Below are 20,978 nucleotides of genomic sequence, written 5' to 3' on the forward strand. Positions count from 1 at the left end.
CTCAGCCCTCGGCCAGGTCCTCGACCGGCGGGCAGGAGCACACCAGGTTGCGGTCGCCGTAGGCGCCGTCGACGCGGCGCACCGGGGGCCAGTACTTGTCCGCGGCCTGGGCGGGGCCGGCCGGGAACACGGCGGTGGCCCGGCCGTAGGGGTGCTCCCAGATCTCGGCGAGGATGGCGGCGGTGTGCGGGGCCTGGCGCAGCGGATTGTCCTCCCGGTCGAAGACACCTGTCGCGACCTGCTCGATCTCGCCGCGGATCGCGATCATCGCGTCGCAGAACCGGTCGAGCTCGCGCAGGTCCTCGGACTCGGTCGGCTCGATCATCAGGGTGCCGGCCACCGGGAACGACATCGTGGGGGCGTGGAACCCGTAATCGATCAGCCGCTTGGCCACGTCCTCCCCGGTGACCCCGGTCTCCCGGGTGATGTCCCTCAGATCCAGGATGCACTCGTGCGCGACCAGGCCGCTGGGGCCGGCGTAGAGCACCGGGTAGTGCGGGGCGAGGCGCGCGGCCACGTAGTTCGCGGCGAGCACCGCGACCTGGGTGGCGCGCTTGAGCCCGTCGGCGCCCATCAGCCTGATGTACGCCCACGGGATCGGCAGGATCCCCGCCGACCCCCACGGCGCCGCAGACACCGGGCCGACCTGCGCGGGGACCGCGCCGCGCAGGGGGCCGGCGACCGGGTGCAGCGGGTGGCCGGGCAGGAACGGGGCCAGGTGCGCGCGCACCGCGACCGGTCCGACGCCGGGGCCGCCGCCGCCGTGCGGGATGCAGAAGGTCTTGTGCAGGTTCAGGTGGGACACGTCCGCGCCGAACAGGCCCGGCTTGGCCAGCCCCACCAGGGCGTTGAGGTTCGCGCCGTCGACGTACACCTGGCCGCCGGCCTCGTGCACCGCGGCGCACACGTCGGTGATCTGCTCCTCGAACACCCCGTGGGTGGAGGGGTAGGTCACCATCAGCACCGCCAGCTCGTCGCGGTGCGCGGCGATCTTCTCGCGCAGGTCGTCCACGTCGACGTCGCCGTTGTCCCGGCACGCCACCACGACCACCCGCATCCCGGCCATGACGGCGGAGGCGGCGTTGGTGCCGTGCGCGGAGGACGGGATCAGGCAGATGTCGCGCTGCGGCTGCCCCTGGGAGCGGTGGAACGCGCGCACGGCCAGCAGCCCGGCCAGCTCCCCCTGGGAGCCGGCGTTGGGCTGCACGGAGACCCGGTCGTAGCCGGTGATCTCGGCCAGCCACCGCTCCAGCTGCCCGATCAGGGTCAGGTAGCCGCCGGCCTGCTCCAGCGGCGCGAACGGGTGCAGGTCGGCGAACTCCGGCCAGGTGATCGGCTCCATCTCGGCGGTGCCGTTCAGCTTCATGGTGCACGAGCCGAGCGGGATCATCGAGCGGTCCAGGGCCACGTCCCGGTCCGAGAGGCGCCGCAGGTAGCGCAGCATCGCGGTCTCGGAGCGGTGGCGGTGGAAGACCGGGTGCGTCAGGAACTCGCCGGTGCGCAGCAGGTGGGCGGGCAGCGCGTCGGGGGTGGCCTCGACCAGCAGGTGCACCTGCGGGCCTTCGGCGCCGAACGCGCCCCACACGGTGTGCAGGTCGGACCAGGTCGTGGTCTCGTCGCAGGCGACCTGGATGGTGTCGGGGCCGGCCAGGCGCAGGTTCACCCCGGCCAGGCGGGCGGCGTGCCACAGTTCCGCGGCGCGGCCGGGCGCGTGGACGGTGACGGTGTCGAAGAACGCGTCGTGCGCGATGCGGTAGCCGGCGGCGCGCAGGCCCGCGGCCAGCACGGCGGCGTGGCGGTGCACCCGGCGGGCGATCGCGCGCAGCCCGTCCGGGCCGTGGTAGACCGCGTACATGCCGGCGACGACGGCGAGCAGCACCTGCGCGGTACAGATGTTGCTGGTGGCCTTCTCCCGCCGGATGTGCTGCTCGCGGGTCTGCAGCGCGAGCCGGTAGGCCGGGTTGCCGTCGGCGTCGCGGGAGACCCCGACCAGGCGGCCGGGCAGCGCGCGGGCGAGCCCGTCGCGCACGGCGATGTATCCGGCGTGCGGGCCGCCGAAGCCGAGCGGCACGCCGAAGCGCTGGGTGGTGCCGACCGCGATGTCCGCGCCGGCCTGGCCGGGGGCCTGAAGCAGGGTGAGGGCGAGCAGGTCGGCGGCGACCGCGACCAGGGCGCCGCGGGCGTGCGCGGCCTCGATGACGGGGCGCAGGTCGCGCACCGCGCCGGACGCGCCGGGGTACTGGACCAGCACGCCGAAGAAGTCGCCGTCGGGCAGCGCGGCGGCCGGGTCGGCGTCAGTCAGGTCCGCGGGGACGAGTTCGATGCCGACGGGTTCGGCGCGGGTCTGCAGGACCGCGAGGGTCTGCGGGAACAGGTCGGTGTCGACGACGAAGCGGCGGCTTTCCGAGCGGGAGGAGCGGCGGGCCAGGGTCATCGCCTCGGCGGCGGCCGTGGCCTCGTCGAGCAGGGAGGCGTTGGCGGTGGGCAGAGCGGTCAGGTCGGCGACCGCGGTCTGGAAGTTCAGCAGCGCCTCCAGCCGCCCCTGGGAGATCTCCGGCTGGTAGGGGGTGTAGGCGGTGTACCAGGCGGGGCTTTCCAGGACGTTGCGGCGGATGACCGGCGGGGTGACGGTGCCGTAGTAGCCCAGGCCGATCATGTTGCGCAGCACCCGGTTGCGTCCGGCCAGCTCGCGCAGCTCGGCGGTGACCTCGGCCTCGGAGCGGGCCGCGGGCAGGCCCAGGCGCTCGGTCATCCGGATGGTGGCGGGCACGGCGGCCTCGGCCAGTTCGTCGAGCGACCCGTAGCCCAGCAGCGCCAGCATCTTGGCCTGCTCCTCGGGGCGCGGGCCGATGTGGCGGGCGGCGAAGGGCGCGGCCTGCTCGAGTTCGAGCAGCGTCGGCCCGGGGTGCGGCGGCGGCGCGGTCTCGTGGGCCATGGGTGCCTCCACAGGGGATCCCGTCCGGCGCGCGGCGGTCGCGTACCGGCTGCTCCCCCTCTGTCACGGGACCTGAGAGCTTCACCGGGTCGCCCGCCCCTCAAACGGCGGGGTTGGACGCCCGGCTTGCACCGTCGGTGGAGGGTGTGTCCACACCCTCGCTTTCCAGAGTCGCCTGTCCCGTACGGTCCGTGGGCCTGAGAGATTCCGGGGAGGAGTTGCTCCTTCGGCGCCCGGGCCCGCCGGCGTTCGGCGAGCCTGGGACTCTCCCGTCCGGGATGAACGGCTCCTTCTACGGTAGCAGCGGCGGGCCGGGTTTCCGACGCCGCGCTAATGCCGTGCTTGTGAACAGCCTGTTTCGCGCGTCAGCCGCCGGTCACTCGCCGGGGCCCTCCTCCTCGCGCAGCGCGTTGGCCAGGGAGCTGGCGAGCGGCATGCCGATGCCCAGTTCGCGGCTGATGCGGGTGGCCGAGGGCTGGCCGCGCCACCGCTCGACCTCCCGGGCGGCCGTCAGCAGCTCGCTCTCGCGCACGCTGCGGCGCGGCAGCGGCGGCATCGGGGGCGGGGCCTGGAACTCGACGTGCGGGGGGTCCTGCCGCACGCCGTTGCCGGGCGCGGGGAGCGCGGAGGCGTCGGCGGCCGGCGGCTGGAGGTTCGCGGGGGCCGCCGGAGGGGACACGGTCTGCGTGGCGGCCAGGGCCGCGGCCAGCGCCGGACCCGCCGCACGCCCACTCGGCTGGACGGGGCCGGAGGTGGCGGGACCCGGCAGCGGCTGGGAGGCGAACATGGCCGGCTCCCGCCCGTGGGCGCCGCGCCGCTGACCCGGCACCGTACCCGCAGCCGGGGACGCCGGCGGTGCGGCCGGTGGCGCCTGAGGTGCCGGTGGCGCGGCGGGAGCCGCGGCCTGCGGCTGCGCCTGCGGGACCGGTGCCGCCGCGGCCTGCACGGTTGGGGCCGCGGCGGGGTACGGCGGGGCGGGTGCGGCATACGGCGCTGCCTGCGGCGGCAGCGCGGGACCGGCGGACGCCGGGGCGGTCGCTGCCTGCGCGGGCCGCGAAGGCTGGGCGTAGAGGTCGGGGCGCAGATCTCCGGCGCCGACCTCGCCGAGGTTGATCTGCAGGCGCGTGAGCGGGCTGATGCGCACGCGCCAGAACCGCCCGTACATCTCCCGGGCGGTCGCGATCGCCCCGAGCCGCATCTTCTCCTGGTCCAGGGCGCGCGGGTAGGAGTTGATGCGCCACAGCACCATCCGCCGCCACAGCTTGAGCGTCGGCCAGGGCGACAGCAGCCAGCGCGCGGCCGGGATCGGCTCGCGGTGCGAGGCGGTGGACAGGTTCACCTGGCGGCGCACCACGTGCCGCATCAGCTCGACGAACACGACCCAGATGCTGGGCATCAGCACGTGCGCGACCCGCCCGGCCGCCGAGCCCCCGGCGGAGTAGTTCAGCCACACCGTGCCGAACGTCGCGCCGTACACCGTCCACCGCGCCAGCGGATGGCCCATGTCCAGGCGGGCGAGCACCAGGTCGACGCCGGAGAACACGAACACGGTCAGGTCCACCACGATCGGCACCAGCCACGCCCACCGGGCACCGAACGCGGGCACCATCTCGACCGACACCGCACGGAACGACAGGACCATGCCGCCCAGGGCGATCAGCGCGGCCATGATCCCGATCACGACGGTGACCGCGAGCCACGCGGAACCCAGCGGCTCGACCTGCCCGGTCGGCTCCATCGCCCGGGCCCGCGCGGCAAGCTCGCCGGCCGTGGCCGCCGTCGGCGGCCGGTACGTCCCGGCTGGGGAGCCCGGGGCGTGAACGTACCCGTCTGCGTGTGCGAATTCGTAGCCCGCGTCGGCGTGGTTCGCCACAGCGCTCGCGGCAGCGCCGTTGGCCCCCGCCCCGTTCGCCGCCGCGTACGCGGCGGCGCCGGGCGGCGCGACGGCAGGGCCCTGACCCGCGTGCGCGCTGGCAGAGGGCTGGGACGGGGGTGCGGCGCGGTGACGCGATATCAGGTCGTCGGCGGCGGCAGCGGTCACGGGGGTCTCCTGGCGTCGCGGGCGGTCGTCGGCGCACCCCGAAGCTTGCCAGATAACCCCGACACGGCGCGCCCCCCGTCCACCGGATCGACTCGCACGGGTGGCCCCGCGCACCGCCCGTGGCATGATCCTTCAGTGACCGCGTCCGCCGACCCCGGCCCCGCGCACCTGGGCGACCGGCCCGGCGGCGGCGCGCACGCCCGCGAGATCCTCGCCCTCGCCCTGCCCGCCCTCGGCGCCCTGATCGCCGAACCGCTGTTCCTGCTCGCCGACTCCGCGATCGTCGGCCACCTCGGCGCTTCCCCCCTGGCCGGGCTCGGCACCGCCGCCGCGGCCCTCAATACCCTGGTCAACGTCTGCGTCTTCCTCGCCTACGGCACCACCGCCCAGGTCGCCCGGCTGCTCGGCGCGGGCGACCGGCGCGCGGCCCTGGCCCGCGGCGTGGACGGCATATACCTGGCCGCGGCCCTCGGCCTCGTGCTGGCCGCCGTCGGCGCCGCCTTCGCCCCCGCGCTGGTGCACCTGCTCGGCGCGACCCCCGCCGCCCGGCCCTACGCCGCGACCTACCTGCGCATCAGCTGCGCGGGCCTTCCCGGGATGCTCGCCGTGCTCGCTGCCACCGGGCTGCTGCGCGGTCTGCAGGACACCCGCACCCCGCTGCTCGTCGCCGCGCTCGCCGCCGTCGTGAACACCGCCGCGAACTGGGCGCTGGTCTACCCCGCGGGCCTGGGCATCGCCGGGTCGGCGCTGGGCACCGTGACAGTGCAGTGCGCGATGGCCGCCGTGTACGTGGCCGTCATCGCCCGCGCGGCGCGCGCCGGCGGGGTGAGGCTGCGCCCGGACCCCGCCGCGATCCGCCGCTCTCTCGGCGCCAACACCGCGCTGCTGCTGCGCACCGCCGCCCTGCGGGTGTACCTGCTGGCCGCGGTCTGGGCCGCCGGATCGTTCGGCACCGTCGCCCTGGCGGCGCACACCATCGCCACCAACCTCTGGCTCACCCTCGCCCTCGCCCTGGACGCCCTGGCGATCGCCGCGCAGGCGCTGGTCGGCCGGGACCTGGGCGCCGGCCGCCCCGAGCGGGTGCGCGGCACCGTGCGGCTGATGGTGCGCTGGGGCGCGGTGTTCGGCGTCGGGACGGGGATCGTGCTGCTGGCCGCCCGGCCGCTGTACGTGCCCCTGTTCACCGGCGACACCGCGGTGCGCGCGGCCCTGATGCCGGTGCTCGCGGTCGCGGCGCTGATCCAGCCGGTCGCCGGGGTCGTGTTCGTGCTGGACGGGGTGCTCATCGGCGCCGACGACGCGGCCTTCCTGGCCTGGGCGTCGGTCGGGTGCACCGCGGTGTTCCTCGCCGGGCTCGCCGTGCTGCGCGCCGCGGTGCCGGCCACCTCGCCCGACGCGCTGACCGGGCTGTGGTGGGTGGTGGCCGCCTTCACCCTCGCCCGGCTCGCCGCGCTGGCCTGGCGCGAACGCGCCGATACGTGGCTGCGCACCGGCGTCGGAGTGTGACGGCACCGGGCAGGCGTCTAGGCCGTGCCCGCCCCGGCCCGCCAGGCGGCGCCGTGCTCGTCCAGCAGCCGCTGCACGATCTGCGCGCCCGTCACGTCCAGGCCGACCCGCACGTGCTCGATGTGCTCCTGCGGCGCCGGCGGCTCGAGATCCCTGAACTGGCTGGCCAGCAGCTCGGCCGGGAAGAAGTGGCCCTCCCGGGCGGCCAGGCGGGTGCGCACGGTGTCCGGGTCGGCGTCCAGGTAGATCACGGTGACGTTGGGACGGCCCGCGCGCAGCCGCTCGCGGTAGGAGCGCTTGAGCGCCGAGCAGGTCACTACGGCCGGGCGCCCCTCGGCGGTGGTCTTGTCGATCCAGGCGCCGATCGCGTCGAGCCACGGGACCCGGTCGGCGTCGGTGAGCGGGTGCCCGGCGTGCATCTTGGCTATGTTCGCCGGCGGGTGGAACGCGTCGGCCTCGGCGTAGGTCCAGCCCAGCTGCCCGGCCAGCAGCGAGCCGACGGTGGTCTTGCCGCTGCCGGACACGCCCGTCACGAGCAGCACCGGCGGCAACTGCGCGTCCTTCCCGGACTGCATGTGGTCTCCCCTGGGCCGGATTCTCGGCAGCGTCGCGAAGGCGCCTGCGCCACGCTAGCCCACCAGGCGCGCCCCGGCCGCGCTACGCGCCGCCGCCCGCGTCCACAGCACCCGGTTCCGCCGGGACCCGCCCGCCGCCGCCGTCGACGTCCCCGCCCGTTTCCGCGCCCGCCGCGCGCGCCATCCGCGCCGCCGTCGCCCGCACCTGCTCGACCAGCTCCGGCGGCTCGTGCACCCGGAACTCGACCCCCACCAACGCCACGTACAGCGCCATGACGTCCAGCCGGTCCCCGCCCACCATCAGCGTGCACGAGTCGGCGTCGACCGGCTCGACCAGCCCGTACTCCGGCGGGATCCGGTCCGCCACCGTCTGCGCCGAGGCGAACATCGTGATGCGTGCCCGGTACGGGTGCTGGTCGACCGCGAGCCGCCGCGCGGTCCACCCGGCGGTGTCCTTGTCCGGCTCCTCGCGCGGGGCGAACCGGGGCCCGGCCGGCGTCTTCAGCCGCATCCGGTCCACCCGGAACGTGCGCCAGTCCGCGCGCTGCAGGTCATAGGCGACCAGGTACCAGCGCCGCCCGGTGTGCACCAGCCGGTACGGCTCCGCCTCCCGCGCGCTGTCCTGCCCCGCCCGCGCCGTGTACTCGAACCGCACCCGCTCCCGGTCCCGGCACGCGGCCGCGAGCAGCGTCAGCGCGTCCGCCGACACCTTCGTCGCACGCGAGTCCACCGTCACCGTGACCGCCCGCAGCGCCTCCACCCGGCTCCGCAGCCGCGACGGCAGCACCTGGTCGATCTTGGCCAGCGCCCGCACCGACGCCTCCGCGATCCCCTCCACCGACCCCAGCGCCGCCGAGCGCAGCCCGATCGCGACCGCCACCGCCTCCTCGTCGTCCAGCAGCAGCGGCGGCAGCGCGGCCCCGGCGCCCAGCCGGTAGCCCCCGGCCGTGCCCGTCGACGCGTGCACCGGATACCCGAGCGAGCGCAGCTTGTCCACGTCGCGCCGCACCGTGCGCGGCGTCACCCCGAGGCGGCCGGCCAGGTCCGCGCCCGACCAGTCCCGGTGGATCTGAAGCAGCGACAGCAGGCGCAGCAGCCGCGCCGAGGTTTCCAACATGCCGGGATTCTCGCACCCCTTGCGGACAGTTCTTGACCGCAAGTGCGCCCCAGCATGCTCACCGTGAACACAGCGCAGTCTCACCCCGGAAGCGACATTCGCCCGTTTCGCGTCGAGGCCCCCGAAGCGGACCTGGCCGACCTGCGCGAGCGCCTGAGCCGCTCCCGCTTCGCCACCCACACCGCCCGGTCGACGCTTCAACGGTGACCGTTCCCGCGGAGTTGTCCGACGGCCGCCCCATCGCGATGTCCGAAAACCGCCATCACCCGTCTCCCGTGGCGCGCACACTGGAACCGTGACCACGACCGCGACGCCCGCCACGATGCCGACAGCGTCACCGACACCGCCGACGACTGAAGGCCGCTACGAGGCGGTGCGCAGCCGCGACGCCCGCTTCGACGGCGAGTTCTTCTTCGCCGTGTCGACCACCGGCATCTACTGCCGCCCCAGCTGCCCGGCCACCACCCCCAAGCGCGAGAACGTCAGCTTCTACCCCAGCGCCGCCGCCGCGCAGGCCGCCGGGTACCGGGCCTGCCGCCGCTGCCGCCCCGACGCCGTGCCCGGCTCCGCGGCCTGGAACGCGCGCGCCGACATGGTCGGCCGGGCGATGCGGCTGATCAGCGACGGAGTCGTCGACGAAGAGGGCGTGCCGGGACTGGCCCGGCGGCTGGGCTACAGCGCCCGGCAGGTGCAGCGGCAACTGGTCGCGGAGGTCGGCGCCGGACCCCTCGCGCTGGCCCGCGCCCAGCGCGCCCACGCCGCCCGGGTGCTGCTGCAGACCACCGGCCTGTCCGCCGCCGACATCGCGTTCGCCGCCGGATTCGCCAGCATCCGCCAGTTCAACGACACGATCCGCGAGGTCTACGCCGCCACCCCCACCCAGCTGCGCCGCCACGCCCCTGCCACACCGCCCACCTCCGTCCTCGCCGCACCCGCCTCAGCCCTCGAACCTGCCCAGAACCCCACCTCCACCCCCGTTGCCACCCCCGAGCGCCCCCAGAACCCCGCCCCCTCTCCCCCGTCCGCCCCGCCGTCCGGAGGCATCCCCCTGCGCCTGGCCTACCGCGGCACCTACGCCTCCGCCCAGGTGTTCGACTACCTCCAGTGCCACGCCGTCGCGGGCGTCGAAGAGATCACCGGCGCGCCCGGCCGCCGCGTCTACCGCCGCACCCTGCGGTTGACCCACGGCGCCGGCATCGCCCAGGTCAACGAGCGGCCCGGCGGCGCCAGCTGGCTCGACTGCGTGCTCGACTTGGACGACCTGCGCGACTTCACCGCCGCCATCGGACGGGTCCGCCGCCTGTTCGACCTGGACGCCGACCCGTACGCCGTCGCCGAGTCCTTCGCCGACGACCCGCTGCTGGCACCGCTGTGCGCCGCCGCGCCGGGCCTGCGCGCCCCCGGCGCCGCCGACCCGGCCGAGCTGGCCCTGGTCACCGCCCTGACCAGCACGAGCGCACAGCTGCCCGACGACTCTGCCCGTCGCCAGATCCACGCCCTGGTCACCGACTACGGCGACCCGTTGCCGACCCCGCGCGGCGGCCTGACGCACCTGTTCCCCACCCCGCAGGCCCTCGCCGACGCGGACATCGCCCCCGCCGCCCGCGCCCTGGCCCGCGCGCTGGCCGACGGCACGGTGCGCCTGGACGTCGGCGCCGACCGGGACGCCGCCGAGCAGGCCCTGCGCGCCGTCCCGGGCCTGACCCCGTGGGCCGCCGGATACATCCGCATGCGCGCGCTGGGCGACCCGGACGTCCTGCTCGACGACGACCCCGTCCTCTCCGCCGCCCGCACCGCAGACGGCGCATCACCGAGCCCTGACACCTGGCGCCCGTGGCGGTCCTACGCCATGCACTACCTCTGGGACCGACACGCCGCCCGCCGTCCAACCTCGCCCGCCCCGACGGACCGCCCGTGACCTCCCTGTTTCCGCTTCCCCGCTCCCGCACCGAGATCGCCCCCGGAGCCGTCCACATCCCGGGCTGGCTCTCGCTCGCCGACCAGCAGCGCATCGTCGAGGACTGCCGCGCCTGGTCCCTCGGCCCCGTCCCGATCCGCCATACGCGCCTGCCCGGCGGCGGCGTGATGTCCGTTCAGACCGTCTGCCTGGGCTGGCACTGGCAGCCCTACCGCTACACGGCCACCGCCGCCGACGTGAACGGCGCCCGGCCCGCGCCGCTGCCCGGCTGGCTGATCGGATTGAGCCGCAGCGCCGTCGCAGACGCCTACCACGACCCCGCCGCCGCCCGCGTCTACACCCCCGACACGACCCTGATCAACTACTACGACGGCGACGCCCGCATGGGCATGCACCAGGACAAGGACGAACGCGTCGGCACGCCCGTGGTCTCCCTGAGCGTCGGCGACACCTGCGTGTTCCGCTTCGGCAACACCGCGACCCGCGCCAAGCCCTACACCGACGTCGAGCTTGCCTCCGGCGACCTGTTCGTGTTCGGCGGCCCCTCCCGATATGCCTTCCACGGCGTACCCAGGGTCCTGCCCGGCACTGCCGACCCGGCCACCGGACTGACCCGGGGCCGCTTGAACCTCACCCTGCGCGAAACCGGCCTACCGGCCCCCTCCCTCCCGCCCACCGCTGCCACCGCGACCGCCGCCCAAACCACGCACCACGACCCCGCCCCCACCTCCACCCCCACCCCGGGGTCCGCGTGATCGACTGGACCGAGTCCATGCCACGTGCCACGGGAGCCGACCCCGGCCGGCTCGCCCACGCGGTCGATCTCGTGCGGGCCCGAGGCGGCGCCGCCCAGCTGTGCGTGCTGCACCACGGCCACGTCGTACTCGACCGCGCCTACCGGTGCGCCCCCGACGCACTGTTCTGGATCTTCTCCGCGAGCAAGCCCTTCACCGCGCTGCTCGTGCACCGCCTCGCGCAGGACGGCCGCCTCGCGCTCGACGACCCGGTCGCCGCCCACTGGCCCGAGTTCGCCGCCCACGGTAAGGGCGGCATCACCATCCGCCACGTGCTCCAGCACCGCTCCGGCGTCCCCTTCGCCCGCAACCCGGCCCTCGACATGCTCGCCATGGCGGACTCGGAGCGCACCGTACGCGCCCTGGAGGCCGCCCGCCCGACCCACCCGCCGGGCCGCACTCCCGCCTACCACGTCATCACTTACGGAGCGATCCTCGGCGAACTCGTGCGCCGCATCACGAACCAACAACTGCCGGACGTACTGCGTGCCACGTTCCTCGAGCCGCTGGGCCTGACCGACACCGCGCTGGGCCTACGTCCCGGGCACTGGCCGCGCCACGTCCCCGTCCGCGGCGGCGACCCGCTCGCATACGCCACCGCCCTCGCCGTCAACACGAGAACCCTGCGCGAGGCGGCCATCCCCTCCGCCGGAATCTCCACCACCGCCCGCGACCTGGCCCGCTTCTACCAGGCCCTGCTCGCCGGCGGCGAACTCGACGGCGCCCGCATCCTGACCGCAGACACCCTCGCCGCCGCCCGCGAACCCTCCACCGCAAACGACGAGATCGACAAGGTCATCAGGCTGCCGATCCGCTGGTCCCACGCCTTCCAGCTCGGCGGCCCCGTCCCCGCCCCGCACCCCAGCCGCCCCATGGGCCGCACCAGCAGCCCTCTCACGTTCGGCCACAACGGCAGCAACTGCTGCATCGCCTGGGCGGACCCCACCCGCGACCTCGCGTTCGCCTACCTCACCGACCGCCTCGAGTCCGGCCACCGCGGCGCCCGCCACCTCAGCGACGTCGCCGACGCGGTTCTATCCGCCTGCCCCTGACCGCACAGCGACACCGCACCCGCGCCTGCGCAAGCTGCCGCCCGCGGATTTTCCGGCGTCAGGCGCCAACAACGCACCCACCGCGCGTCTCTCGTGGCACTTCCCCGCCCCATCCTCAACATTTATCGAATTACCGGTATCAACAATCCAATAAAGGTCACGAAAACCGTCCCGCACATCCGCTTCCGCAACCCCACATAATCCCGGTTATGTGGGGTTGAGTTGCGGGAGCGCCGTTGCCCGGCGCAAGGGGGCGAGTTGCGAACCTGCATTACGGTGTCCCTGCGGAGCCTGCACGAAGTGTCCCGCTGCAGGTCAGAGTGCTTTGACGCTCAGATGCCGCGCCGCAGCGTCATGCGGGTGCCCTCGAACCTGCATCGGAATGTCCCCCAAGACCTGCGCGAGTGGACATCGCCCAGGTCACAGCACCTTCGAGCCTGCATGAGGGCGTCCCTGTCCCCGCATAACGGTGTCCTGCACTCCAGCTTGTCGTGAACGGAGCCACCACCTGCGGCGACCTGACGCTTCGCCAGGAGCCCTCTGGAGCGCAGGCAGGTGTCGTGGGCCGTTCCGGATGCGCCGTCAGAAGCCCTCTCCGCGAAGCCATTCCGGGCCGACGGCGCTCCGCGCCACCGCCGAAGCCGGATTGGGTGTGTCTGATACTGTTCACATATCAGACACACCTGTCACGGAAGAGGACCCCTCGATTGGAACCGCTGAAGGACCTGAAGGCTGAGGCCGTCGCCCGCGGCGAGCAGCCGCTAACCCTCGCTCCGCCCAGCGAAGCGGTTATCCCGGCCGGGCGGGCGAGATCCTCCGGCCGCAACGCACGAGACCACCAGCTCCCGCCGGAGGCCGCGGCCCGGCTCGCCGAGGCCGTCCCGCCCCACCCGCCGGGCCTGGGCTTCGCGCTGGGCCCGCTACGAGATCTGGTGCGCGGCGAACGGCTATGCGACTCCGATGCCGCCTACCGCAGCGATGCTCGCCGCCTACCTCGACTACCTCGGCCACGACCAGGGACTGAAGGTCTCTACCCTCGAATCCCACCTCGGCTCGCTCATGGCCCTTACGCACCTGTGGGTGGCCGCCGAGACTGAGCGCCTGGCCGGACTGCGCCTGCACGGCGTCGATCCGGGGGAGGACCCGGTCGCCCCATCCACCGTGCTGGCGCGCAAGGCGATCGCCGCGCGGTCCCGGGCGGTGGCGCTCGACCCGCTGGCGGACCCCGGTACGAAGCGCGCCGCGCCGCTGCTGCCGGTGGATGTGCGCGCCATGGTCGACAAGATCGAGCAGAACACCCTGGTCGGCATGCGCGACAAGGCCCTGATCCTGCTCGGGTTCGCGATGGGCCGGCGCGGCGCCGAGATCGCCGCCGTGAACGCCAACGACCTGACCGAGCCGGAGGAGGCCGACGGTGAAGTGCTGCGCGTGCGCGTGCGGCTGTCGAAGACGAACTCTTCCGGGATGAAGGAGGACTCCGTGGACGTGCCACGTAGCCAGGATGTGCGCTACTGCCCGGTCACCGCGGTGCGCCGCTGGCAGCTCGAGCTCGCCCGCCGTGGCTACACCGGCGCGGCCCTGTTCCCGCGCCTGGACAACCGCGGCCGGATCGGCGCCGCAGCCGGCAGCCCCGCCCGCGCTCGCACGGTGGATGATGGCCGGATCACCCAGCAGACCATCTACCGCGTCATCCGCAAGCGCGCGGCCGCCGCCGGAGTGGATGTGCGTGTCAAAAAGGACGGAACGAACGTTCCGCGGCAGGTCAGCGCGCACTCCACCCGCCGCGGATTCGTCACCGCAGCTTTCGCCTCCGGCGCCGACCCGCTGCACGTCGCCCGGCACGCCGGATTCACCCCCGGCTCCAAGGTCCTCTACCGGTACGTCGACGAGACCTTGAAGGTCAACCCGGCACAAGGTCTGCTCGACCCGAGCCAATAGGCGCTCACCCACGATGCCACGCCGCGATCATCGGTTCAACGAGACCGGATTAGGGTCCGTCGGCGGGGATCGTCACCCCGCGCCGACACCCTATAAGCGAGGGACGCGCCCGATCACGACATACTGGCAGAACTCGCCAATAATCGCCGAGGTGTGCCGGTCAGGGGCGAGACTGTGAGAGTAGAACGCGGCTAGGCCACAGGTCGGGAGGGGCAGTCATATGACGGCGGAGTCGGTGGTATCAGGTCTCTCCACAGGGGGCGCGGGGACGATCTACGAGTACCGGCTCGCCGCCCTGGCACTGGCCGCGCTCCTGCGCGGGGACCGGGTGCCGGGTCTGAACGTTCCGATCACACACGTCGATCTGCAGCAGCGCAACGCCGGCCTGTACCTCGACGACGTCATCGCGCGCGCGGCGGACGAAAGTGGCACGACGCTTATCGTCGAGTTCCAGGTCAAGCGCACCATCTCGCCGACGCGGAAAAACCGCGAGTGGATCTCGGTGGTCACGCAGTGCTTGAAGGTCGTCGGCGCGGATCGTGAGGGCGTGGCGCGGCGGCACCACCGGCTCGGGCTGGCCGCACCCAAGCCCGTCAACACGCTCGCTGATCTTGAGGAGCTGACGCGTTGGGTCGGTGCGCAGCGTGAGTCCGCGCCGGCGATCCGGATGATGTCGCGGGCGGAGGAGGTGGAGGATGCGGTACGAGAGCGGTGGGTCAACCTGCGAGACACGATCATCGACGTGTCCGCCGCGCAGGGCTCGCCGGTCTCCGGGGACGAGGCCGACGAACTCACGTACCTGATCGCAGGCGCGATGGTCGTGTGGGTCACGGATGTCGACGACGGCGGACGGGATCATCGCGACGCGCTTAACCGGCTCGGCGATCTCGTGCCCCCAGCCCCAGCGGACGGTGCCGAGAAGCTGTTCCAGAGCCTTGCGAGCTTCGCGGCGACGCGCGGGCCGCGCACCGGGGGATTCGACGTCCCCGCACTGCGCGCAGCCCTGGCGGCCAGTCGAGTACGGCTTCGCGGCGACCCCCGCCACGCACTCGAACTCGAATCCCTTGGCGCATGGACGCGTGAATTTCTCGACCGAACCCGCGACACCGTAGCCGGCGCCGTGCACCTTGAGCGGGCCGATGATACGCAGATGGTGGCCACCGCGCTCGCCGAGCAGACGGCGGTCGTACTCTCCGGCAGGGCTGGGGTGGGCAAGAGCGCGCTCGCCCGCCGTGCGGCCCGCCACGCACGAGAGACGGGCGCGTGCGTACTGGCCCTGTCACTGACCGAACGCAACTGGAGAACGCTCGCCGATATCGAGGGCGAGCTGCATATCCACCTCGGAGAAACACTGGCCAGCGCACCGACCACCGGGCCGCTGCTGGTCCTGATCGACGGCGCAGAACAGTGCCTGACCGACGGCGGCGCCCTCCTGCGCAGCGTCCTGCAGACCGTTCCCCGCAACGAGCAAGGCTTCGCCTGGCACCTGATGGCCACCGCGCGAGACGAAGCAGCCTCAGCCGTCGCCGACATCATCGCCTCCGAATACGGCCGCTCTCCGGCGAAGCTACCCGTCGGGGACCTGACCGACAGCGACGTCCGCCAGCTGATCGGACAGTTCCCGGCGCTGCGTCCGCTGGATCGACACCCGCGCCCCCGCAGGCTTCTGCGACGGCCGTACCTGGTCGACCTCCTGGTGCGCGCAAGCCAGCAGTCACCTCTGCCCGCCACGGTCCTGGCCGAGGAGGACGTGGCGGACCTGGTATTCGAGCGCATCGTGCGCCTGGGCGAGGGCTTACTGCCCGGCCGCGGCGCCCCCGATGACCGCGCCGACATCTACCTCACGATGGCTGACACCATCCTCACGGGAACTACCGCGTCACAGCTTCGCGGTACCGACGGCGAGGCCCGGCAAGGCCTGACCAGCGACGACGTCCTCGCACGAGAACGCACCGACTACCGTCTAGCACACGACGTGCTGGCCGACTACGCCGTGAGCACGCGCCTTGCCTCCCGCGACGGGCGAGCGCTGGTCGCATCGGCCACTGAGCCGCGCCGGATCCTGCGCGCGATCCGACTGTGGATCCAGCAGCGCCTGTCAGCCGCCATGGCCTCCTCCCCAGCCGCACTCACCGCCGAATGGGGCGACCTGCTGAGCTATGCCGAAACGCTCACCGAACGAGACGGGCCACGCTGGACCGCGGTACCCTACGAGGCGCTGGTCAATCTCGGCCCCGTGGAACAGGCCCTGCGTGCGCTGCGTCCTGCTCTGCTCGAGCATGACGGCGAGGGACTCGGCCAGCTGATAGAGGTCACCAAACGGCAGGCGCTGACTATCGGCGTAACCACACCGAGGTTCGATGCAGCCTTGTCCGCCCCGATCGTCGGCTTCCTCGCCGAGCTCGGGTCGCGATTGCCTTCCGCCCACCGCGAAGCCGCCACGACACTCGTACGTGACCACCTGCGGGCGCTCGCGCAAACGCCAGAAGCCGAAACGCGCAGATTGCTGCCCTCCGCCTCGAATCTCCCCTCAGCCATGATCGCCTGGAGCGGGCGGTCGTGGGACAACCGGCTGCGCGGAACGGCGGAGTCGCTGGGCCTTCTCGCCGCCCACCTGAACGAGGCCGCCGAGAGGTTCCTGATCGAGTCTACGAACACCTCAGCCTTCGAGACAGCCCATGCGATCGAACTGCCGCTCGCAGCGCAAGCCATGGCACGCCATCGGCCCGCACTGCTGCTACGCCTTTCCGCAGGCTATTACCTTCGCTGCGACCTGGAGCGCGACGAGGCATCGGCGAGCCGCGCCTCAGTCAATGGTGTTCCACCGCGGCGCGGCTGGGGCGGCGACGAATCCGGTGTGCGCGAGCATCTGCCCCACCGCGGCGGACCGCTCGCACACCCGGACTACGGTCCGTTCGCGGCCTTGCTCGCCGCAGATCCGCCGGGCGGCCTGCGGCTGGTGGCCGCCGTCGTGGATGCGGCCACCGATGCCCGCATCCGTGCCGAAAGCCGTGGGCACGATCGAGAGCTTCGACTCAACCTTGCCCTCGCACACTGGCCTACCTCGCGCACCTACCGCGGAACGACCAACGTATGGACCTGGTATCGCGGTCGCGGGATCGGCGACTACCCCGCCTTCTCGGCGCTCATGGCCCTACGCGCCTGGGGCGCGGAACGTATCGCCCACGACGACCCGCCGCAGCAGGTCATCGACGATATCCTCGACGCCGGAGGAAGCCTGGGCCTGGTCGCCGTCGCCTTCTCCCTCCTCGTCGGCGTGCTCGAACAGCACGGCGAACTGCTCCACCCGTTTCTCGCCCACCCGCTGGTGTGGCAGTTGGAGACGCTGCGGACACGCCCCGGCTCCCTGCCCACCCTTCACGTACCCGAGGCGCCGCGCATCGACCAGGACATCGAGTCGGTCGCCCTGGATCTGACACTGGCCAGCGACGAGGCACAGCGCCTCGCCCTCCAGCACGTCGGGCGAGTACTGATCTCCTACGGTTCAGAACTGGAGGGCCCTTGCGGGTTGCCCCAACTCTCACTGGAGCAACCCGACGCAGGCATCACATACCCTCAGCCCGACACGACAGTGAACGAGATGATCACCCGCAAGTGGGCGGCGATCCTCGACGGCGCCACATACACGACAAACCACGAGCCCGACGGCAGAATCGCGATCCGACCCAGCATCAACCCGGAGGTCGCCGAAGGTCTCGCCGCAGCGGGTGGGCGCCACGCCGCCGCCTATATTGAGATCACGGCCGTGACCGCGCAGGCAATCGAGTACGGCAACTGCAGCACCGACGGGACCACAGCCGCCGAGATGCACCGCACCATGACCACGGCACTCGGCCAACTCACCTCGGTCACCGCCACGGAAGAGACCCGGTTGGTTCGAGATTGCGCCGCGGCCGTCGCGGCAGCACTGCTCATCGCGCCCGCACGAGGCGAGCAGATCGCCGACGAAGACCTCACCTGGGCTGCCAGGACGCTACTCGATGCCGCGGACCCCGAACCCCAACTGCCACGTGCATTCGGTGACACCCCAGAGCAGCTTTGGGAAATGGGCGCCGACCGGTCCGCGGCCGTCGGGCTGCCGTGGCTCCTGCTTCACCCGCACATCCAGCAGCGCACCGGAGTCGAGGCCGACACACTGACCGAGGCTCTCGTCACTCTCGCCGGGAGCATGTTCATCGAGGTGCGTCAACGCCTCGCGCGTGCACTGGCGCCGACCTGGAGCGTTCCGTGTGAAAAAGACTGCCCGAACCACGACACGGCCCTGGCAGCCCTACGCGGCATGCTCGCCACCAGCGGACTGGGGCCGCGGCACCCTGGTGCCCGTATCCGCCAGCCGGTCAGGCTCCTTGAGCCGCTGCCGGACGCGATCGTCGATGATGCGATCCGCCTCGAGTTCGGCCTGGTCAGCCCGGCGATCACAGGCCTTGCCGCCGCGGCGCGATCCGAGTGCCCTCACGGTCGGCAGGCCAGGGACCTGCTCGAAGCACTGACAACCTACGACACGGTGCGTTGGCCCATCGAGTACGCCCGCGAACGCTTCGAACAGCGCTTCGCGTGGCGAAACGCCATAGATCAGTACAGCGCTCAACGGATCCTCGACGGCGATCAAGGTCACCTGAGCCGGTACCTGCGAGCCTTCGCGCCCGTCGCGGAGCAACTTTCTGGGCTGTTGACCGCTATGGTCGGACTGGCCACTACTACGGAACGCGTGAGCGCGCTGGAGGGTGTGTGGCCCTCGGTCATGAACGCGCTGCTGCCTGAGGACCGGCAGATCGTCACGATCGACGGCCGCCGCCCGCAGGAGGAAGACATCGAGGCCCTCGACGCCGCACTGCTTCCGCTGCCACCTGAGGACGCGCCGTGGCCGACAGAAAGAACCGGCGTACTCATCTGGAGGTGGGTGCGCTCGTATGAGAGCTGCCCGCACCTCGCAGACCGCCTGATCGACACCATCAATCGCGGCGGGTGGCTCGAGGAGCCGGAAGCCACCCGGGCAACGCTACTCGTGCTCGGCACCGATCCTGTGCGGATCAAGGCGGAGTCGCGATTAGTAGTCGCATGGCTGAGATACGTGTTCACCCACCCGTCGGCAATCGGTGATCATCGACCCACACTGCAGCGGATGCTCGACGAGCTCGTCACTGTCGGCCACCGCAGGGCGCTCATCCTGCAGTCGGAGCTCGAAGCCTAGCGCCACGACCTCGGCTCGATGAGGCGTCGGACCTCCCCGCGAATCAGCCTTCCGCGCAGACGGTGGCGGCCAGATCACGACCACCGCGGCGAAGGCGCCGTGCGCAAAAGCTCGTCGCTTCCGCGGATCAACTCCGGAATGTCTCTCACAAGCGAGACGGGCCCGATGAGCTCGGTTCTCGAGTGCACCCCCGATGGAACCTCGCTACAGCAGAAGATCGGATGGCCGGGTGGGAAGCCGCAGGTGCCGGTCCGCGTCCACCATCTTCTGCAGCAGGTCGAAGCCGTCCTGGGCGGTGATCGCGCCGGCTACGGTCGCGGCCGCCACCATGTCGAGCGTCTCGCGCGTGGTGATGCCGCGACCTCTGGCGTATATCAGGGCTTCGCGATCGTCGCTGATCCACCAGGAGCCGTTGAACTGCTCCCAATGAAGGATGATGTGGCAGGTCTCCGCCTCGCCGAGATGCTTGAGCGGCAGATCGTCGGTGCCGCCGAACACGGCGCGGCGCACGAGGTTGACCTGCTGGATGTCCGCGTCCTCGGTGACCTCGATCGGCTCGCCCAGCCAGCCGGCAGTGGGCAGATCCGCGAGGGTGGGATGGTGGTGTGCTGAACGGCTCGCCTCGTAGGCCACCGCCGCCGTCCACCTGCCGCGCCCGTCGAGCACCCCGGCCAACAGGTCGAGGCGGCCGACGGCCGCGAAGTTGCACAGGACGGTGTTGTCCGGGAAGAAGAAGACGCTCACTTTCCGCCGTGGACCTCGCTCCCCGACTCCAGGGCGTCGCGCAGGTCCTCGACCTCGACGTCTATGAGCGCGGCGTAGGGGCGCAACGTCGAGCGCCCCGCCTCGTACGCGGCGTACGTGTCGCGGACGAGCAGGCCCGGCGCCCGCGGGATGGCGGCCGCCGCCGTGCGACGAGAGAGCTCCTCCCCGCGTCCGGCAAGGGTGGCCGCCTTTGCAGCGCTGACCGCCTTGAAGCGATCGCAGGTGCCTGCGTCGATCAGGCGGAGCTTCAACAGCCTGATCGCCAGCGCTGAGGGTGAGACCGCGAGCTCGCAGGCGAGAGCGGCGAAGTCCGTCTCTCCGAATCCGCCGGTGTCGACGGCTCGGGTCAGCCGTTCGGCCGGCATCAGGAACGCCGCGGCGAAGGCGTTGGCGCGCTGCTCGGTCGGATCCCTCGACTGCACCTTGTCGTACACGTCCCGGTCCAGGTGCACGCCCTGGTCGTCGTCGGCGATTAGATGGGCGAGCTCGTGAGCGAGCGTGAAGCGCTGACGGGCCGGAACGTGGCTGGTGGACAGCACGATGAGCTTGACCTCGGGCGAGGAGACGGCGAGGCCGTCAAAGTCGGCGCCGAGTTCGGCGACCGCCACGTCCGCGCCGAAGACGTGCTCGATCAGTTTCGGCAGGTCGGCCTCGTCGAGCGTGCGGCCTGCCTGGGTGACCTCCGCGGAAGCCGCCTTTGCGAGCTGTTCGCCCTGAGCTGCCCACGTGCCGCCGTTGATTCGTGCCGTCGGCGTGCGCCAGGGTTGGGGATAGCCCAGAGCAGTGATGTCCGATCGAAGAGTGCTGTACCGCTTGGCTGCCTTGATCGCGGCGCCGGCGCTGCCCCCGGTGGTTCGCGCGGCGAGCGCAAGCGGCGGCTCCTCGCCGGTGATCAGCCAGTCGACGGTGACCTCGCACAGTTCCGCGATGCGCGCGAGGTCGAGCGAGGAGAAGCGCCGGGTGCCGCCGAGGGATTTGGAGAGCTTTGAATCGTCGAGCCCGATCCGCAGGGCGAAGTCGCGCTGGCTCAGCCCCGACGCCTGAATCAGGTCGCGGACGCGGTCGGAGGCGCTCGGCATGAAGCGATCATAGCACCGAACTTGCGAAAATCGAAAAACATGGGGA

At 72.3% G+C, this 20,978-nt stretch carries 13 protein-coding genes and 2 riboswitches; of the genes, 7 read left to right on the top strand and 6 right to left on the bottom strand.

Translation table 11 applies throughout. The annotated features are described in order from the left end of the window. Position 1: 1 nt before the first annotated feature. The gene (gene gcvP / locus VGZ32_RS01280; protein ID WP_326883884.1) at positions 2-2,935 is read right to left on the bottom strand and encodes an aminomethyl-transferring glycine dehydrogenase; all 2,934 of its coding nucleotides are present in this window, start codon (positions 2,933-2,935) and stop codon (positions 2-4) included. Positions 2,936-2,985: 50 nt separating this feature from the next. Beyond that, positions 2,986-3,110: riboswitch (glycine riboswitch) on the bottom strand. Continuing rightward, positions 3,111-3,217: riboswitch (glycine riboswitch) on the bottom strand. It lies immediately after the preceding riboswitch. 94 nt (positions 3,218-3,311) lie between these two features. Then, positions 3,312-4,976, bottom strand: a complete 1,665-nt coding sequence (locus tag VGZ32_RS01285; RefSeq protein WP_326883885.1) for a DUF2637 domain-containing protein — start codon at positions 4,974-4,976, stop codon at positions 3,312-3,314. Positions 4,977-5,111: 135 nt separating this feature from the next. Here VGZ32_RS01285 and VGZ32_RS01290 point away from each other — a divergent pair, with 135 nt between their 5' ends. After that, positions 5,112-6,482 (top strand): MATE family efflux transporter, encoded by a 1,371-nt coding sequence (locus tag VGZ32_RS01290; protein ID WP_326883886.1) that lies wholly within the window; start codon positions 5,112-5,114, stop codon positions 6,480-6,482. Between the two features lie 17 nt (positions 6,483-6,499). Here VGZ32_RS01290 and VGZ32_RS01295 read toward each other — a convergent pair whose 3' ends face one another. Continuing rightward, the gene (locus VGZ32_RS01295; protein WP_326883887.1) at positions 6,500-7,057 is read right to left on the bottom strand and encodes a gluconokinase; all 558 of its coding nucleotides are present in this window, start codon (positions 7,055-7,057) and stop codon (positions 6,500-6,502) included. An 82-nt stretch (positions 7,058-7,139) separates the two neighbouring features. Continuing rightward, positions 7,140-8,174, bottom strand: a complete 1,035-nt coding sequence (locus tag VGZ32_RS01300) for a helix-turn-helix transcriptional regulator (protein WP_326883888.1) — start codon at positions 8,172-8,174, stop codon at positions 7,140-7,142. Positions 8,175-8,237: 63 nt separating this feature from the next. Between VGZ32_RS01300 and VGZ32_RS01305 the strand changes: the two genes are divergently transcribed. The 6 genes from VGZ32_RS01305 (at position 8,238) to VGZ32_RS01330 (ending at position 19,088) form a co-directional block, all read left to right on the top strand. Further along, positions 8,238-8,381, top strand: coding sequence for a hypothetical protein (locus VGZ32_RS01305; RefSeq protein WP_326883889.1), 144 nt, complete (start codon positions 8,238-8,240; stop codon positions 8,379-8,381). A gap of 115 nt (positions 8,382-8,496) precedes the next feature. Continuing rightward, on the top strand, positions 8,497-10,092 hold the full coding sequence (locus tag VGZ32_RS01310; RefSeq protein WP_349263441.1) for a bifunctional transcriptional activator/DNA repair enzyme AdaA: 1,596 nt from the start codon (positions 8,497-8,499) through the stop codon (positions 10,090-10,092). Beyond that, on the top strand, positions 10,089-10,847 hold the full coding sequence (locus VGZ32_RS01315; RefSeq protein WP_326883891.1) for an alpha-ketoglutarate-dependent dioxygenase AlkB: 759 nt from the start codon (positions 10,089-10,091) through the stop codon (positions 10,845-10,847). Before VGZ32_RS01310 ends, VGZ32_RS01315 begins: the two co-directional genes overlap by 4 nt. Positions 10,848-10,864: 17 nt before the next feature. Continuing rightward, positions 10,865-11,938 carry a serine hydrolase domain-containing protein gene (locus tag VGZ32_RS01320; RefSeq protein ID WP_326883892.1) on the top strand — a complete coding sequence of 358 codons (1,074 nt, stop codon included), beginning with the start codon at positions 10,865-10,867 and terminating at the stop codon, positions 11,936-11,938. Positions 11,939-12,898: 960 nt separating this feature from the next. Then, positions 12,899-13,876, top strand: a complete 978-nt coding sequence (locus VGZ32_RS01325) for a hypothetical protein (RefSeq protein WP_326883893.1) — start codon at positions 12,899-12,901, stop codon at positions 13,874-13,876. Between the two features lie 220 nt (positions 13,877-14,096). Continuing rightward, positions 14,097-19,088 (top strand): hypothetical protein, encoded by a 4,992-nt coding sequence (locus VGZ32_RS01330; protein ID WP_326883894.1) that lies wholly within the window; start codon positions 14,097-14,099, stop codon positions 19,086-19,088. A 204-nt stretch (positions 19,089-19,292) separates the two neighbouring features. Here the strand turns inward: VGZ32_RS01330 and VGZ32_RS01335 are convergent, their stop codons facing one another. Both VGZ32_RS01335 and VGZ32_RS01340 read right to left on the bottom strand, forming a co-directional pair. Continuing rightward, entirely contained in the window at positions 19,293-19,832 is a 540-nt protein-coding gene (locus VGZ32_RS01335; RefSeq protein ID WP_326883895.1) for a hypothetical protein, read from the bottom strand. Further along, entirely contained in the window at positions 19,829-20,932 is a 1,104-nt protein-coding gene (locus VGZ32_RS01340; protein ID WP_326883896.1) for an XRE family transcriptional regulator, read from the bottom strand. The genes VGZ32_RS01335 and VGZ32_RS01340 overlap by 4 nt, the downstream gene beginning before the upstream one ends. Positions 20,933-20,978 lie beyond the last annotated feature (46 nt).

The organism is Actinocrinis sp. (assembly GCF_035938995.1).
Taxonomy (GTDB): Bacteria; Actinomycetota; Actinomycetes; order Streptomycetales; family Catenulisporaceae; genus DASZGI01.